We start from the raw sequence: 17,172 nt of genomic DNA, 5'->3' as shown, positions 1-17,172 counted from the left end.
GTGCCGGATAAGAACTGGTCACATCCGGCACGACTTTATTAAGACTTCAGTTTGTAATCCAGCGTTATTTCCGCTTTCAGAACCTGAGATACCGGGCATCCGGCTTTTGCTTTCTGGATGATGCCGTCAAACGTGGCGGCGTCTATCCCCGGCACGCTCACCTGGCTATGCAACGCGACTTTAGTGATCGCAAACCCGGCATCTACCTTATCCAGAGAAACATCGGCAGTGGTATCAATGGCATCTGGGGTAAACCCTGCTTCACCCAGCATCAGTGAAAGCGCCATCGAGAAGCAGGCTGCATGGGCCGCGCCAATCAACTCTTCAGGATTGGTACCTTTCTCACCTTCAAATCGTGTATTAAACCCATACGGTTGCTGATTCAACACGCCACTTTCGGTCGACACAGTGCCTTTGCCGCGCTTAATGTCGCCTTCCCAGTGTGCCTGACCTTTCTTATGGATAGTCATTACCGCTCTCCTGTGTTGTCGTCGGAGTTACTAGTATAGGACGCCCGGGAAAAAGCATGTTACATACGGGATAGTTCTCATTTGCCGCTTAAGCATTGACCTTTCAGATAAAATGACCGACCATCCAGAAAGTCGTTATGTTGAACATCGGCTTTATATCAGGTTGTATTTCGTCCGTTCTCATACGGGCTCGCCCTTGAAACCAGTAACAGGATTAAGGAGTTAGAATGAAATCGAACCGTCAGGCCCGTCATATTCTCGGACTGGACCACAAAATCTCAAATCAACGTAAAATCGTGACCGAAGGTGACAAAACCAACGTGGTCAACAATCCTACTGGAAGAAAGCGCCGCGCTGACGGCAAGTAGCCTTTCGCACGTCTGACTGAGTAACGAGATAAACACCATTGCAACCGCAGTGGTGTTTTTGCTTATAAAACCCCTTAACCCATTCACAATGCTTTATACTTCGCCCGTTTCCCTGGCGGACAGGCCACATACGATCATAAAGAGCGCCAGGGACGGTTATTCAAAAAAGAGTGAGTGACATGGAAAACGAAACTAAAAAACTGCGTTCCCTTTACATCCCTTACGCTGGCCCGGTACTGCTGGAATTCCCTTTACTGAATAAAGGGAGCGCCTTCAGTGTGGAAGAACGCCGTAACTTCAACCTGCTGGGGTTACTGCCGGAAGTCGTCGAAACGATTGAAGAACAGGCTGAACGCGCCTGGATCCAATATCAGGGCTTCAAAACCGAAATCGACAAGCATATTTACCTGCGCAACATCCAGGACACTAACGAAACCCTGTTTTACCGACTGGTGCATAATCACCTGGATGAGATGATGCCAGTTATCTATACCCCAACGGTCGGCGCAGCCTGTGAGCGTTTCTCTGAGATTTATCGTCGTGCGCGCGGCGTGTTTATCTCTTATCAGAACCGCCACAATATGGACGATATCCTGCAAAACGTCCCTAACCACAATATCAAGGTCATCGTTGTCACCGATGGCGAACGTATTTTAGGTCTTGGCGATCAGGGGATCGGCGGGATGGGCATTCCAATCGGTAAACTGTCGCTGTATACCGCATGTGGCGGAATTAGCCCGGCCTATACACTTCCGGTGGTACTGGACGTGGGGACCAACAACCAGCAACTGCTGAACGATCCGCTGTATATGGGCTGGCGCAATCCGCGTATCACTGATGATGAATACTACGAATTCGTTGATGAATTCATCCAGGCCGTGAAGCATCGCTGGCCGGACGTGCTGTTGCAGTTTGAAGATTTCGCCCAGAAAAACGCTATGCCACTGCTGACCCGTTATCGCGATGAAATTTGCTCATTTAACGACGATATTCAGGGCACCGCGGCGGTTACCGTCGGTACGCTGATTGCGGCTAGCCGCGCGGCCGGAAGCCAGCTGAGCGAACAAAACATCGTCTTCCTCGGCGCGGGTTCCGCAGGATGCGGGATCGCCGAGCAGATCATTGCGCAAATCCAGCGAGAAGGTTTAAGCGAAGAAGCGGCGCGTCAACGCGTATTCATGGTCGATCGCTTTGGCCTGTTAACCGACAAAATGCCGAACCTGCTCTCCTTCCAGACCAAACTGGTGCAAAAACGCGAAAATCTGCAGCACTGGGATACACAAGAAGATGTCCTGTCGTTGCTCGATGTGGTTCGCAACGTTAAACCTGACATCCTGATCGGGGTTTCCGGACAGGTTGGTCTGTTTACCGAAGAGATCATCCGCGAAATGCATAAGCATTGTCCGCGTCCGATTGTCATGCCGCTGTCTAACCCGACTTCTCGCGTAGAAGCCACGCCGCAGGATATCATCGCCTGGACCGAAGGTAACGCGCTGGTTGCGACCGGTAGCCCGTTTGCACCGGTACTGTGGAAAGAGAAAACTTACCCGATCGCCCAGTGTAATAATGCGTACATCTTCCCGGGTATTGGCCTTGGCGTGATTGCTTCTGGCGCGTCGCGCATCACTGATGAAATGCTGATGTCGGCCAGTGAAACGCTGGCACAGTATTCACCGCTGGTGCTCAACGGTGAAGGACTGGTGCTACCGGAACTGAAAGATATTCAGACGGTTTCTCGTGCCATTGCCTTTGCCGTCGGTAAAATGGCCCAGCAGCAAGGTGTGGCGGTGAAAACCTCCGCCGAAGCGTTGCAACAGGCTATTGACGATAATTTCTGGCAGGCGGAATATCGCGACTACCGTCGTACGTCTATCTGACGGTTTGCCCGGCGGCACACTGCTGCCGGGCGTGCAAAGTTTGCGCGAAAGTATAACTTGCGATTACACTTTCACTACCGATCAACACTCTGAAAAATAAAAGGAGGATACTTATGCTGTACTGTGAACGTTTTATCGTTTCACATGCTTTTGGCGATCGCCAGTGCTCAAGCGTTATCGGTATCGTGCTGCGATAACTTCTGCTTGAGCGAAGCTAACTTCTAAATCCCCTTCTCTCGGGCTTACCGGGTTATCGTCAGCGATGTTTGACGAGGCGTTCTCGCGCCTGTAACTCTTGAGTAAGCAACAATGAGCACATTACTAACCGCACAATCCTTACACGTTGATACGGCATTCGGCACGCTATTCGACGATCTATCCTTTACCCTGAAAAAAGGCGATCGCATCGGGCTTATCGGTTACAACGGCTGCGGCAAAAGCACGCTGTTAAAACTGCTCGATGGCACGATTTCGCCCACCAGTGGAGCAATCGCGCAAGCGAATCACTGCCATCTCGCGCGTGTAGAACAACATCTACCTGACGATATATTGCCTCTTACACTGCAGGAAGCCGTTCTCGCTCAACTTCCTGAGCATGAGCGTGCGGCTCAACAATGGCGAGTTGAAGCGCTGCTTGCCGAAATGGGTTTCACACCAGAGAATTTATCTCTGACAGCGCAAACGTTGAGCGGTGGCCAGCACACACGCTTACTATTAGCGCGGGCGTTGATGCGTAATCCTGACCTGCTGCTGCTGGATGAACCGGGTAACCATCTGGATTTGCCAACATTACTGTGGCTGGAGCAGTTCTTACAGAACTGGTCTGGCAGTTTTGTAGTGGTTTCCCACGACCCGCAGTTGCTGGACGCAGTCACTCACGGAACGTGGATCCTACGCGATCGCACTCTCCATGCCTTTGATCTGCCCTGTAGCGCCGCACGTCAGGCGCTGGCAGAAAGAGACGTCAGCGATGCTCTGCGCCACAAGGCTGAGCAAAAAGAGATAGACCGGGTTACCGCCAGCGGCAAACGGCTGGCAACCTGGGGGCGGGTCTACGACAACGAAGATCTCTCCCGCAAGGCCAAGCAGATGGAAAAACAGGTGCAGCGCCTGAAAGAGGTGCAGACAGAAGTGACGGCAGGAAGTCAGTGGACACTAACATTGCAGGGTGATTCCCTTCGTGCAGATCGTTTGCTGGAGATGACCAATCTGTCTGTAGCCCCTGCTCCCGACGCAGATACACTGTTTTCCATTGCCGGTATCCGGTTAAAAAGCGGCGATCGCGTGGCAATTGTCGGGCGTAATGGTTGCGGTAAATCATCGCTGTTAAGGCTTATCTGGCAACAGTTTCAATCACAGCTGGCATCGCCTTCACTGGTGTTGCACCCGCGCGTTACGCTGGGCTATTACGATCAGACGCTGCATCAGCTTGCCGATAACGATTCATTGTTTGACGCGCTGGAAGCGTTTGCCCCGCAGCCAGAGATTCGCAAGATGGCGCTGATTAGCGCGGGTTTTCCGTGGATTCGTCATACGCAGAGGGTCAGTACATTAAGCGGCGGTGAGCGCTCCCGGCTGCTGTTTGTGGGGCTGACGCTTGCGCGCTACAGTCTGCTGATGCTCGATGAACCGACCAACCATCTGGATATGGAAGGTAAAGAGGCGCTGGCAGAAACGCTACAAAGCTATAACGGCGGCGTGTTGCTGGTCAGTCACGACCGGCAGCTTATCAGCCAAAGCTGTAACCGGTTCTGGTTAATCGACAATGGCGAACTCAGTGAATGGCACGATCTGGAGGCGGTTAATGCACGTATTAGGGAAACGTCCGCGGAGATAACCGTTCCCAAAACGGTGGTCGAAGCGAAAGTTGAAATAAGCTGTGACAGCGATGGATTGCTGGAACAACTCCTCGATCTGGAACAGCGTCTGGCCGACGATCTCGCCCGCAAGCCGAAACATCAAAAACCGCTGTTACAGGCGCAATGGCGTAAAGAGATTGAGCGTCTGAACTCACAACTGAAGTAATCTTTATTGCCGGATGGCGCAAGCTTATCCGGCCTACACCAGCAAAATGCGCGTGTAGGCCTGCCATCCGGCATACCATTTATTGCTGCGGTTTTTTCTCTTTCCAGGCATCCCAGGCCTGTTTGATCTCTTGCTTTGCCGTAGCGGCGTCGTTGAAACCGTTTAATTCGACCTTCTTGCGCCCTTCCGGCAGATCTTTGTACACGCGGAAGAAAGATTCCAGACGTTGAACTTCAATCTTGGGCAGATCGCTCAATTCTTTGATGTTGTCATAAGTGGGGTCAATTTTACTGGCCGGCACGGCGACAATTTTGTCGTCCTTTTCACCGCCGTCGATCATCTTCAGGACGCCTATTGCGCGCAGCTTAATTAACGTCCCTGGAGCCAGCGGCGCACGAGTATAAAAGATAACATCCAGCGGGTCGCCGTCACCGGCTAAAGACTGGGTTAGTGAACCGTAGTTGGCGGGATAGGCAACAGGCATTGACTGGAAGCGATCGGCAACAATAAACCCGGTTTTGGCGTCGGTTTCATATTTAATCATTCCACCTGCCGGGATTTCGGTTACGGCATAAAACTCTTCCGGGTTATTTTCCGGCTGAGGAAATTCGAGGATGTTCTGCGCCTGAGCTGAAGCACAAAGAAACACGCTGACCGCGAGTAGTTTTTTCACCAGATGCATTGTCTTTTAACTCTTCTATTATTGGAAAGACAACACCTTACGTTCAGCAGATGACAGAAACATGACGTTTTTTTGGCAAAAAAATGGCGCTACCGATGTAGCGCCATTGCGTAGAGGGAACATCAGGGATTAGTTAACCCCTTCCTCGCTCTCTTTTTTCGCTTCTTGTCTTTCAACTTCGCGATACCAACGTGGGTGATGTTTCTTCGCCCAGCGACGGCTCACCTTCCCTTCAACCATGCCTTTAATCGAACCTTTCACCCAGAATGCCATATACATATGGATGAGGATGGCGTGCATCAGGATAATCCCCGCCGCCGCATGGATCAGCAGGCTATAGCGCACGACCTGCATTGGGAAGAACTGTGCAAAGTATGGACGCCAGATAATAATACCGGTAATCAGCAGCACGAAAATCATGCTCATGATCGACCAGAACATCATTTTCTGCCCGGCGTTGTACTTGCCCACATCCGCCACTTTGTGTTCATTGCCTTTCAGCACTTCCACAATGTTTTTCAGCCACGGAATATCTTTTTTATCCGGGATGTTGTGGTGCACAAAGCGCACAAACATGAACATTAGCGCGACGAAGATCAGTATGCCGAAGAACGGGTGCAAAATGCGTCCCATCTGCGGCGTACCGAAGGTTTGCGTCAGCCATTGCAGAGTCGGGAAGAAGAACGAAATCCCCGACAGCGCCACCAGGAAGAAGCAGATCACCACCGTCCAGTGACAGGCGCGGTCGATAAACTTCGTGCGCACAATCATTTTCGACTTACTCATGATGATCCTCCTCCTCGTCGTCCACTTCCTTATTCGGACCGATACCAATGTAGTGGTAAATCAGCCCGGCGAAGGTGGCGATAAATCCGGCAGCGGCCAGCGGTTTCAGCGCCCCTTTCCACAGATTGATAGAGGTATCGATCTGCGGATCTTTCGGCAGGCCGTGATACAGCTCCGGCTGGTTGGCATGATGCAGAACGTACATAACGTGCGTACCACCCACACCTTCCGGGTTGTAGAGACCGGCGTGTTCGAAACCGCGTGCTTTCAGTTTTGCCACACGCTGTTCGCCCATTTCCAGCATTTCCTGCTTGGTACCGAAATGTATTGCCCCGGTCGGACAGGTCTTCACGCAGGCAGGTTCCTGCCCGACGCTGATCCGGTCGACACACAGCGTACATTTATACACGCGGTTATCCTCTTTATTGAGGCGCGGAATATTAAATGGACACCCGGCAATACAGTAGCCGCAGCCAATACAGTGTTCTGACTGGAAATCGACAATCCCGTTGGCGTACTGGATGATTGCCCCGGCAGACGGGCATGCCTTCAGGCAGCCCGGATCTTCACAGTGCATACAGCCATCTTTACGAATCAACCACTCCAGCTTGCCGTTCTGTTCGGTTTCGGTAAACCGCATCACCGTCCAGGACTTGGCGCTGAGATCGGCGGGGTTGTCATACACCCCGACGCAGTGGCCAACTTCATCGCGGATATCGTTCCACTCTGAGCATGCCACCTGACAGGCCTTACAGCCTATACAGGTGGAAACGTCGATCAGCTTCGCGACCTCGGCTTTGTAATCACGGGCCTGAGGCGGCGGCGTGATGGAGTTTGTTGCGGACCGTTTGATGATGTCCTGCGTTTCCATAGACATATGTTCGCCTCCCTTACGCCTTCTCGATGTTAACTAAAAACGCTTTGTATTCCGGCGTTTGCGAGTTTGCATCACCGACATTCGGCGTCAGGGTGTTGGCGATAAAGCCTTTACGCGCGACTCCTTCAAAGCCCCAGTGGATTGGGATCCCAACCGTTTCAACCTGTTGACCGTTGACGTTCAGGGTACGCAGACGACGGGTCACCACGGCAACTGCACGAATAAATCCACGTTTGCTGCTAACTTTCACGTGATCGCCGTTGTTGATCCCTTTCGCTGCCGCCAGCGTTTCGCTGATTTCCACAAACTGCTCTGGCTGGGCAATCGCATTCAGCAATGCGTGCTTGGTCCAGGTATGGAAATGTTCGGTCAGACGATAGGTCGTCCCGACGTACGGGAAGTCCTGTTTTGTACCCATACGGAGTTTATCCGCCTCGTACAGACGCGCTGCCGGGTTGGAGATCACATTCGGGTGCAGCGGGTTAGTACCCAGCGGCGTTTCCATCGGCTCGTAGTGTTCCGGGAACGGACCTTCCGCCATCTTATCGATAGCAAACAGACGCCCCAGCCCTTCCGGCTGCATGATAAATGGATTGGTGCCACTGCCCGGTGCCGCGGTATTGAAGTCCGGGATATCGTTACCCGTCCACTTCGTACCGTTCCACTGGATAAGCATGCGTTTTGGATCCCACGGTTTACCCTGTGGATCCGCCGAAGCGCGGTTATACAGCACGCGACGGTTCAGCGGCCATGCCCAGGCCCAGCCCAGCGTATTACCCAGACCTGACGGATCGGCGTTATCACGATTGGCCATCTGGTTGCCCTGCTCGGTCCAGCTACCGGTATAAATCCAGCAGGATGATGACGTAGAACCATCATCGCGCAGCAACGCAAAGCTGTTGAGCAACTGACCTTTCTTCGCAACCAGTACACCGTTGGCATCATAGAGATCTTCCAGCGCATAGCCGTTGTTCTCTTTCGCCACTTCCTCTGAGTGCGGTTCGTCCGGCTGCTTATAGTTCCAGCTCATTTTCAGAACGGGTTCTACAGCTTTACCGCCTTCAGTGCGATACATGTCTCGCAGACGGTGGTAAATACCGGCCAGAATTTCGCCGTCGTTGCGGGCTTCGCCCGGTGCGTCCTGACCTTTCCAGTGCCACTGCAGCCAACGGCCGGAGTTTGCGATGGAGCCGTCCTCTTCCGCAAAGCAGGTAGAAGGCAAACGGAAGACTTCGGTCTGAATCGACGCAGGATCAACGTCGTTTGACTCACCGTGGTTCTGCCAGAACGTTGAGGTCTCGGTCACCAGCGGATCGATAACCACCAGATACTTCAGTTTGCTGAGGCTCTGCACCACTTTGTTTTTGTCCGGGAAGGACGCAACCGGGTTAAAGCCCTGACAGATGTAGCCGGTGACTTTTCCGCTATCCATCATGTTGAAGTATTTGATGACGTCATAGGACTGATCCCACTTCGGCAGCCACTCAAAACCCCAGTCGTTTTCTTTCTGTGCAGCATTGCCGTAGAAAGATTTCATCAAGCTGACGAAGAACTTCGGATAGTTGCCCCAGTAGTTAACCTGATCGGCCAATGTCGCTTTTGGCGTGTTCGCGGCCAGATAGGTTTGCAGGTCTGTCTGTTTCTCTGACGGCAGCATCAGGTAGCCCGGCAGGCTGGTAGAGAGCAGACCTAAGTCGGTTAACCCTTGAATGTTGGAGTGACCGCGCAAGGCGTTGACACCGCCACCTGCCATCCCCATGTTGCCGAGCAGCAACTGGATCATCGCCATGGTGCGGATGTTCTGTGCCCCGACGGTATGCTGAGTCCAACCCAACGCATACAGGAACGTGGTGGTGCGATCGGCTGCGCTGGTGGAAGCCAGCACTTCGCAGACTTTCAGGAAGTCTTCTTTCGGCGTACCACAAATGTTTTCCACCACATCCGGCGTGTAGCGGGAAACGTGCTGTTTTAGCAGGTTCCAGACACAGCGAGGATGGCTTAACGTTTCATCGCGTTTCGCGTAGCCATTTTCATCGAACTGGTAGTTCCAGGACGATTTATCATATTGGCGTGTGTTTGCGTCATAACCGCTGAACAGACCGTCTTCGAAAGCAAAGTCATCCCGCACCAGCAGGCTGGCGTTGGTGTAATGCTTAACGTATTCAGCGTTGATTTTGTTGTTTTCAATCAGGTACAGCAAGACGCCGGACAGGAACGTAATGTCCGTGCCGGAACGAATTGGCGCATAGATATCCGCCACCGAAGCTGTACGTGTAAAACGAGGGTCAACAACAATCAGCGTGGCATCATTGTTGTTTTTTGCTTCCATCGCCCAGCGGAATCCCACCGGATGTGCTTCAGCGGCGTTACCGCCCATCACCATCACGACGTTAGCATTTTTAATATCAACCCAGTGGTTGGTCATCGCACCGCGACCAAATGTTGGAGCAAGACTTGCTACCGTTGGTCCGTGTCAGACGCGCGCCTGGTTGTCTACTGCCAGCATGCCGAGTGAGCGCACAAATTTTTGCGTCAGCATACCGGTTTCATTACTTGCCGCAGATGCACACAGCATCCCGGTTGAAAGCCAGCGGTTTACCGTTACGCCCTGCTCATTCTTCTCGATAAAGTTGGCGTCACGGTCAGTTTTCATCAGCTTCGCGATACGGGTGAATGCTTCATCCCAGCTGATACGCTGCCATTTGTCGGAACCAGGGGCGCGATATTCCGGGTAACGCAGACGGTTTTCACTGTGCACGTAATCCAGTAATCCTGCGCCCTTAGGACATAATGCCCCGCGGCTCACCGGATGATCCGGATCCCCTTCAATATGGTAAATCGACTCTTTGGCGTTTTTTGCTCCATCTCCCAGGCTATACATTAATAGCCCGCAACCTACGGAACAGTATGTGCAGGTGTTTCGGATCTCTTTGGCGCGTAACAGCTTATAGTTTCGCGCCTGAGCCAGTGCCATTTTGGGTGCAAAACCCAAAGCGGCCACTGTTGTTCCCGCCATACCGCCCGCGCAGATTTTAAAAAATTGTCTGCGGCTGACGTCCATTGCTTTCCTCTTTTTTGCAGGGGTTCGTACAGGAAATCTCTCAAATTGCGCCAGCGCGGCAGTCTGAAAGATGCCATGTACAACTTCGCGACGAAACTATCAGCTATATCCATATTTTTTTTGCGTCAAATCAATAACGAAACGGTTCCGCTACTAAATAGTGCGCTTTGTTTAACTCTTGTACCCATAAGGGAGTATTGGAAAGGCAATTAATTAGCGCGCTACGGTATAAAAGTGCTATAAATTTCAGCTTAAATTTTTGCCAGTACCATGGACAGACAATCAGAATGACAAAACAAAAGGCAACGTTAATTGGGCTCATTGCCATCGTGCTCTGGAGCACGATGGTCGGACTCATGCGTGGGGTAAGTGAAGGACTGGGTCCTGCAGGCGGCGCAGCAATGATTTTTTCGTTAAGTGGTCTGTTGCTGATTTTTACCGTCGGCTTTCCGAATATCAGAAAAATTCCTGTGCGCTATTTAATCGCTGGTAGCGTGCTTTTTGTTACTTATGAAATATGTTTAGCGCTGGCTCTCGGTTATGCGGCTACTCGTCACCAGGCTATTGAAGTCGGTATGGTCAATTATCTCTGGCCGAGTTTGACGATATTGTTTGCTATTTTATTTAATGGTCAAAAAACAACCTGGCTGGTGATCCCTGGATTAATTATCGCATTGACCGGGGTTTGTTGGGTATTGGGTGGTGAAAACGGTCTTAACCTTGATGAAATTATCAGCAATGTTGCCAGCAGTCCGCTGAGCTATTTTCTCGCCTTTCTCGGCGCTTTTATCTGGGCAACGTATTGCACGGTGACCAATAAATATGCAAAAGGCTTTAACGGCATCACCGTGTTCGTTTTACTAACAGCCGCAAGTTTGTGGATTTACTATTTTATGACTCCGCAACCAGAAATGATTTTCAGCACTTCGGTGACTATTAAAATGTTCTCAGCGGCATTAACGTTAGGATTTGCCTATGCGGCGTGGAATATTGGCATTTTGCATGGCAACGTGACCATCATGGCCGTAGGATCCTATTTTACCCCTGTGCTCTCTTCTGCACTGGCTGCTGTGTTACTCAGTGCACCGCTTTCGCTATCTTTCTGGCAGGGCGCACTGATGGTCTGCGCGGGTTCGCTACTTTGTTGGCTGGCAACGCGCCGCGCCTGAAAAAAAAGCCGGGTTTTATCACAAACAAATAAAACCCGGCTATACTTTAGACAAATTGATGAATAATAATTGTTCATTCCACTTGCGATTTATGTTTGTATTTGTTTAATTAAATGTTAAATATATGGTAATTAGTTAACACACGAAAATATTATGCGGTTATCTATATCCCTTCATATGCATATATTACACATGCGGAACTAACGCCATTTAAATCATAGTCCTGACAATAGTCCCCTACGTAAATATACCCATTCATATTTGTCACATATAAAGATTAATACAATCAGCTATATTATGTAGATCTGGATCACACAACTTCAAATATTTCGCAATATTATGAAACTTATTATTGAACTTATGCCACTGCGTCATTTAAAAATAGTTTGCCATTGACGAACCCCTTCGTTTAGCAATGGTTTAGGAAACACACCAAGAAAAAATTATAAGGATTATTTAGAATGAAACTTAAATTAGTTGCAGTGGCAGTGACTAGCCTGTTGGCGGCAGGTGCGGTAAACGCAGCTGAGGTATATAACAAAGACGCAAACAAACTGGATATCTACGGAAAAGTTCACGCTCAGCACTACTTCTCTGACGACAACGGCAGCGATGGCGACAAAACCTACGCGCGTCTGGGCTTCAAAGGTGAAACTCAGATCAATGACCAGCTGGTTGGTTTTGGTCAGTGGGAATATGAATTCAAAGGCAACCGTTCTGAATCCCAGGGCTCTGAAGCAGACAAAACTCGTCTGGCATTCGCTGGTCTGAAATTCGCTGAATACGGTTCTTTCGACTACGGTCGTAACTACGGCGTGGCCTACGACATCGGCGCATGGACCGACGTCCTGCCTGAGTTCGGTGGTGATACCTGGACCCAGACTGACGTATTCATGACTGGCCGTACTACTGGCGTTGCAACCTACCGTAACACCGATTTCTTCGGTCTGGTTGAAGGTCTGAACTTTGCTGCTCAGTACCAGGGCAAAAACGACCGTGACAACCTGAAAGAAGCTAACGGTGACGGCTTCGGTCTGTCTACCACTTATGAGTATGAAGGCTTTGGCGTAGGTGCTACCTATGCGAAATCTGACCGTACCGACAAACAGTCTGTCGGTAACGGCGGTTTCATGGCTTCCGGTAAAAACGCTGAAGTATGGGCCGCTGGTCTGAAATATGATGCGAACAACATCTACCTGGCAACCACCTACTCTGAAACCCGCAACATGACCACCTATGGTGGCTCCGGTGTTACTGGTATTGCAGATAAAGCACAGAACTTTGAAGTAGTTGCTCAGTACCAGTTCGACTTCGGTCTGCGTCCGTCCGTTGCTTACCTGAAATCCAAAGGTAAAGACATCAACGGTTACGGCGACCAGGATCTGGTTGAATACGTAGACCTGGGTGCTACTTACTACTTCAACAAAAACATGTCCACCTTCGTTGATTACAAAATCAACCTGCTGGATGACAACAACTTCACCAATGCAGCGAAAGTGTCAACTGACAACATCGTGGCTGTCGGTCTGAACTACCAGTTCTAATTTTGTTGTAGTCTGAATATAAAGCCAGTCCTTCAAGGGCTGGCTTTTTCTCTTGATGTAGACTCGGTCATAAGGAGTATGCCGTGCAGACATTCACTGGTCGTTGTCTTTGCGGACAGAGTCATTTTACCGTCGACGTCGAAATGCTGGATGTCTATGCCTGCCATTGTACGCTGTGTCAGAAATGGTCTGGCGGCATCGCCATGTATCTGGAAGCCAGCGCTCACCCGCTGATGTCACCAGAATCGGTAGAACCTTCGCACTTTCCTTCCTCAAATCGTGGTGAACGGTTCTTCTGTTCCGGTTGCGGATGCCCACTGTGGTTTACGTTGACGGACAGCGATCGCTACTTTATTCCATGGACACTTCTGGAACTTAATGAGGTAGATCGCCGCCGCCTGATATTAGCGGCAGAAATCTATACGGAAACACAGCCTGCGTTCTGGAGATTGACGGGGCAATACGCTCGACTGAGTGGGAAAGAAGTCGAAGAGATGGATTACCCCTGTCATTTAGCTCACTAGTTATTAACGTTGTACCTTTGCCAGACTGAACCACATTCCTATCGCTAATACGATAAGCATGCTGCCGGCGCTGCTTAAGGCCACGCTATGTGACCAGGTGAACGCTTCTCTGGCAGCCGTCAGCAATGCCTCACTCAGTGACGACGGGAGCGAGTGCGCCAGTTGTACCGCCTCCCCCATTGACGATGAGGCACGTTCCATTTCCTGCGCATTAAGTCCGGCTGGCGGCAGAATCGATGCAGAAAAGCTACGGCTCAACAGCAAACCAAAGATAGCGATCCCAAGTCCGGCTCCCAGTTCATAAGCCATTGTCTCGATGGCACCCGCGGCCGCGGCTTTTTCCGCAGGTGCTGCTGCCATGATAGCCGCTGTTGAAGCCAGAAGCGCACTGGCGGCGCTGAAGCCGAGCAAAGCCATCAACATCCAGGCTTGTACCTGTTGGCTACTGAAATCCGTCATCGCCAGGCCGTAAAAGCTAACAGCGCTCAGCGCCATACCCGCCGTCGCCACACAACGTAATCCCAGACGTGAAACCAACATACCGGCAATCGGTCCGCTGAAACCACTTGCCAGCATCACCGGTAGCATGAACAACCCTGCCTGATACGGTGTTAAGCCGTGGACAAACTGTAGCTCCTGAGCCATCAGTAACTCGAAACCCACCAGCGTTATCATCGCGGTCATCGCCATCACTACGCCACTTAAGATTATGCGATGTGTGAACAACCGCATATCAATCATCGGGCGGGCTGCCGCAAGCTGGATGCGGACAAACTGCCACAGCAGCAAAGCGCCGGTTAACAGCGTCAGGGCGATGGCAACGGTCGCCGTATGCCCTTTCAGCGCGGTTTTGGCGCTGTAAACCAGCAGCAGAATGGCGACAATCAGCATTATCGCATGACCAAAATTTAACGATTGATCGCGACGTCCAGCCTGACGCGGCACTAAGCGTGCGGTTAAGGCCATTACCACCAGGACAATCGGTACATTAATTAAGAATACGGATCCCCAGTAGAAGTGCTCCAGTAGCATCCCGCCAACCAGTGGGCCAAACGCCGCACCGCCGGAACCAACCGCGGCCCAGACACCGAGCGCCATATTACGATGCCGTTGCTCAGCGAACGTGGCGCGAATCCCCGCAAGCGTTGCCGGCACAATCATCGCCGCGCCAATAGCCAACACGGCCCGGGTGACAATCAGCCAACTGGCGCTATGAGCAAAAGCGGCCGCCAGTGATGCCAGACCAAACAAGCCTCCACCTAACAGCAGCAGGCGTTTAAAGCCGATGCGATCGCCCAGCGCGCCCATTGGCAATACCATACCGGCCATTACCAGGGAATAAATATCAATGATCCACAGCAGCTCGTTGCCACTGGCGCCCAGCGTCATACTCAGCGTGGGCGCGGCAACGTGCAGCACCGTTGCATCAATCGCAACAGGGATGTAGACCAGCACAATAATCACTAACGTTAACCACTGACGAAACATAAAACTCCCTTCAAAACTGAAACTGGACACACGTCCAGGTTCGGCGATCCTACGGAAATTTGAACGTATGTCCAACTTTTTGTTAGACTGCGTGCTAAACGGATATGGGAGGAACGATGAGCTATCTAAATCGGGATGAACGTCGGGAAGTGATTCTGCAGGCGGCAATGCGCGTCGCGCTTGAGGAAGGATTTACCGCCATGACGGTGCGGCGTATTGCCACGGAAGCTCAGGTGTCAACCGGCCAGGTGCATCATCACTTTACGTCTGCCGGCGAGTTAAAATCCCTCGCTTTTGTGCAACTGATCCGTACTCTTCTGGATGCCGAACTGGTCAGCGCAAACGCCAGCTTCCGTGAACGGCTGCATGCCATGCTGGGCAGCGAAGATGGCGGGTTCGAACCCTATATAAAACTATGGCGTGAAGCGCAGGTTCTGGCGGATAAAGATCCGGAAATCAAAAGCGCTTACCTGCTGACCATGCGGATGTGGCACGAAGAAACCGCCGCTATCATCTCTCAGGGACAGAAAGCCGGTGAGTTTTCTCCAGGCCCGGATGCTGCCGATGTGGCGTGGCGTTTAATTGCGTTGGTATGCGGTCTGGATGGCATCTATGTATTAGGCATTGAGGAAATGGCCGATCCTGCATTCGAACGCCACCTGGATCGTATGATTACGTTAGAGTTAGTTAATTGATGTTATAGATGAATTAATAATACATCTTTTATATTTACAATTGGTAACACTTAAGCAACGTGTAATTCCCTCATCACGCCGCGTTATTGCGCTTTTTTATCTATTCTTTCAGTCAATATTCCCAAAACTTTTCAATAGTTTCTAAAAGAACTCGCGCGGCGCTGTATGCGTTTATTTCTTTTTCATGAACGGCATGTGCATGGAGAATAATATGTCAGCATCAAATGAGAAAAATAATCGTTATCTTTTAACTGACTGGAAACCCGAAAATCCTGCCTTTTGGGAAAACAAAGGTAAGCACATTGCCCGAAGAAACCTCTGGATATCAGTGAGTTGCTTGCTGCTTGCGTTTTGCGTCTGGATGTTGTTCAGCGCTGTTGCTGTCAATCTGAATAAAATTGGTTTTAATTTTACCACCGATCAACTGTTTTTATTAACGGCATTACCTTCTCTTTCTGGTGCAATATTGCGCGTTCCCTACTCCTTTATGGTACCTATATTTGGGGGGCGTCGCTGGACCATTTTTAGCACCGTCATTCTGGTTATTCCCTGCGTCTGGCTCGGTTTTGCCGTGCAAAATACCGCTACTCCGTTTGGCGTATTTATTATCATTGCGCTGATGTGTGGGTTTGCTGGCGCTAACTTTGCCTCCAGCATGGGCAATATCAGTTTTTTCTTCCCCAAAGCGAAGCAAGGCAGCGCACTAGGCATTAACGGTGGCCTCGGCAACCTCGGTGTCAGCGTGATGCAGTTGATCGCGCCGCTGGTGATCTTTCTCCCCATTTTTACCTTCCTGGGCGTGCAGGGCGTACCACAAGCTGACGGATCGTTACTGTCACTGGCCAATGCCGCATGGATTTGGGTGCCGCTACTGCTGATAGCGACCGTGGCAGCGGGCATAGGAATGAACGACATTGCCAGTTCGAAGGCCTCAATTGCCTCCCAACTACCGGTCCTCAAGCGTTTTCATTTGTGGTTATTAAGTCTGCTGTATCTCGCCACCTTCGGTTCGTTTATCGGTTTTTCAGCAGGCTTTGCCATGCTGGCGAAAACACAGTTCCCTGACGTGAATATTCTGCAACTGGCGTTCTTTGGGCCCTTCATCGGTGCGCTTGCGCGATCGGCGGGCGGCGTTATCTCTGACAAGTTTGGTGGTGTGCGTGTCACCTTAATTAACTTCATCTTTATGGCACTGTTCAGCGCCCTGCTGTTTCTCACTTTGCCCGGCTCGGGCGAAGGAAGCTTTATCGCGTTTTACCTGGTGTTTATGGGCTTGTTCCTGACCGCGGGTCTGGGAAGCGGTTCGACCTTCCAGATGATTGCGGTGATCTTTCGCAAAATCACCATTTACCGGGTGAAGCTGCACGGTGGTACTGAAGAACAGGCCCAGCGTGAGGCGGTAACCGATACCGCCGCCGCCCTGGGATTTATCTCCGCAATTGGCGCTGTCGGGGGCTTCTTCATCCCGAAAGCGTTTGGTTCATCGCTGGCGCTGACCGGATCTCCGGTAGGCGCCATGAAAATATTCCTTGTGTTCTACATCGTCTGCGTGCTGGTGACCTGGCTGGTTTACGGCCGTAAATCACAAAAAAAATAGTCATCTTTT

Annotated in this window: 13 protein-coding genes and 1 pseudogene; 8 read left to right on the top strand and 6 right to left on the bottom strand. The window is 51.1% G+C overall.

Annotated features, from left to right (window positions below; translation table 11 throughout):
• Positions 1-38: 38 nt before the first annotated feature.
• Entirely contained in the window at positions 39-470 is a 432-nt protein-coding gene (gene osmC / locus OGV74_RS11190) for a peroxiredoxin OsmC (protein ID WP_003020036.1), read from the bottom strand.
• A 227-nt stretch (positions 471-697) separates the two neighbouring features.
• On the opposite strand from osmC, the gene sra reads away from it, so the two are divergent.
• From sra to OGV74_RS11175, 3 genes are all read left to right on the top strand, one after another.
• A complete protein-coding gene (gene sra / locus OGV74_RS11185) occupies positions 698-838 on the top strand; it encodes a stationary-phase-induced ribosome-associated protein (protein ID WP_003020039.1) in 141 nt (46 codons plus the stop codon).
• A gap of 179 nt (positions 839-1,017) precedes the next feature.
• Positions 1,018-2,715 carry a malate dehydrogenase gene (gene maeA, locus OGV74_RS11180; protein ID WP_003020042.1) on the top strand — a complete coding sequence of 566 codons (1,698 nt, stop codon included), beginning with the start codon at positions 1,018-1,020 and terminating at the stop codon, positions 2,713-2,715.
• A gap of 309 nt (positions 2,716-3,024) precedes the next feature.
• On the top strand, positions 3,025-4,740 hold the full coding sequence (locus tag OGV74_RS11175; protein ID WP_071685574.1) for an ABC-F family ATP-binding cassette domain-containing protein: 1,716 nt from the start codon (positions 3,025-3,027) through the stop codon (positions 4,738-4,740).
• 81 nt (positions 4,741-4,821) lie between these two features.
• Here OGV74_RS11175 and OGV74_RS11170 read toward each other — a convergent pair.
• The 4 genes and pseudogenes from OGV74_RS11170 to fdnG all read right to left on the bottom strand — a co-directional run.
• Positions 4,822-5,422: pseudogene (locus OGV74_RS11170) on the bottom strand (inorganic diphosphatase); the annotation flags it as partial.
• Between the two features lie 129 nt (positions 5,423-5,551).
• Complete coding sequence (gene fdnI / locus OGV74_RS11165; protein WP_003020054.1) at positions 5,552-6,208, bottom strand: formate dehydrogenase-N subunit gamma; 657 nt, start codon at positions 6,206-6,208, stop codon at positions 5,552-5,554.
• Positions 6,201-7,085 (bottom strand): formate dehydrogenase N subunit beta, encoded by an 885-nt coding sequence (gene fdnH, locus OGV74_RS11160; RefSeq protein ID WP_286520800.1) that lies wholly within the window; start codon positions 7,083-7,085, stop codon positions 6,201-6,203. The genes fdnI and fdnH overlap by 8 nt, the downstream gene beginning before the upstream one ends.
• Before the next feature lie 13 nt (positions 7,086-7,098).
• Complete coding sequence (fdnG, locus tag OGV74_RS11155) at positions 7,099-10,146, bottom strand: formate dehydrogenase-N subunit alpha (RefSeq protein WP_086504095.1); 3,048 nt, start codon at positions 10,144-10,146, stop codon at positions 7,099-7,101.
• A 287-nt stretch (positions 10,147-10,433) separates the two neighbouring features.
• On the opposite strand from fdnG, the gene yddG reads away from it, so the two are divergent.
• From yddG to OGV74_RS11140, 3 genes are all read left to right on the top strand, one after another.
• The gene (gene yddG, locus OGV74_RS11150; RefSeq protein WP_003020082.1) at positions 10,434-11,315 is read left to right on the top strand and encodes an aromatic amino acid efflux DMT transporter YddG; all 882 of its coding nucleotides are present in this window, start codon (positions 10,434-10,436) and stop codon (positions 11,313-11,315) included.
• A 461-nt stretch (positions 11,316-11,776) separates the two neighbouring features.
• The gene (ompD, locus tag OGV74_RS11145) at positions 11,777-12,859 is read left to right on the top strand and encodes a porin OmpD (RefSeq protein ID WP_003836220.1); all 1,083 of its coding nucleotides are present in this window, start codon (positions 11,777-11,779) and stop codon (positions 12,857-12,859) included.
• Positions 12,860-12,942: 83 nt separating this feature from the next.
• Positions 12,943-13,383 (top strand): GFA family protein, encoded by a 441-nt coding sequence (locus tag OGV74_RS11140; protein WP_003836219.1) that lies wholly within the window; start codon positions 12,943-12,945, stop codon positions 13,381-13,383.
• Positions 13,384-13,386: 3 nt separating this feature from the next.
• Here OGV74_RS11140 and OGV74_RS11135 read toward each other — a convergent pair whose 3' ends face one another.
• Positions 13,387-14,871, bottom strand: coding sequence for an MFS transporter (locus OGV74_RS11135; protein WP_086504096.1), 1,485 nt, complete (start codon positions 14,869-14,871; stop codon positions 13,387-13,389).
• A 116-nt stretch (positions 14,872-14,987) separates the two neighbouring features.
• Between OGV74_RS11135 and OGV74_RS11130 the strand changes: the two genes are divergently transcribed.
• On the top strand, positions 14,988-15,566 hold the full coding sequence (locus OGV74_RS11130; protein WP_003843697.1) for a TetR family transcriptional regulator: 579 nt from the start codon (positions 14,988-14,990) through the stop codon (positions 15,564-15,566).
• A gap of 211 nt (positions 15,567-15,777) precedes the next feature.
• Positions 15,778-17,163, top strand: coding sequence for a NarK family nitrate/nitrite MFS transporter (locus tag OGV74_RS11125; RefSeq protein ID WP_003020098.1), 1,386 nt, complete (start codon positions 15,778-15,780; stop codon positions 17,161-17,163).
• The last annotated feature ends 9 nt before the right edge of the window (positions 17,164-17,172 follow it).

The sequence above is a fragment of the Citrobacter sp. Cf116 genome (assembly GCF_030336505.1).
GTDB classification, from domain to species: Bacteria; Pseudomonadota; Gammaproteobacteria; order Enterobacterales; family Enterobacteriaceae; genus Citrobacter; species Citrobacter freundii.
The sequence above is the reverse complement of the archived record's forward strand: the minus strand, read 5'-3'. Positions and strand labels throughout refer to the sequence as shown.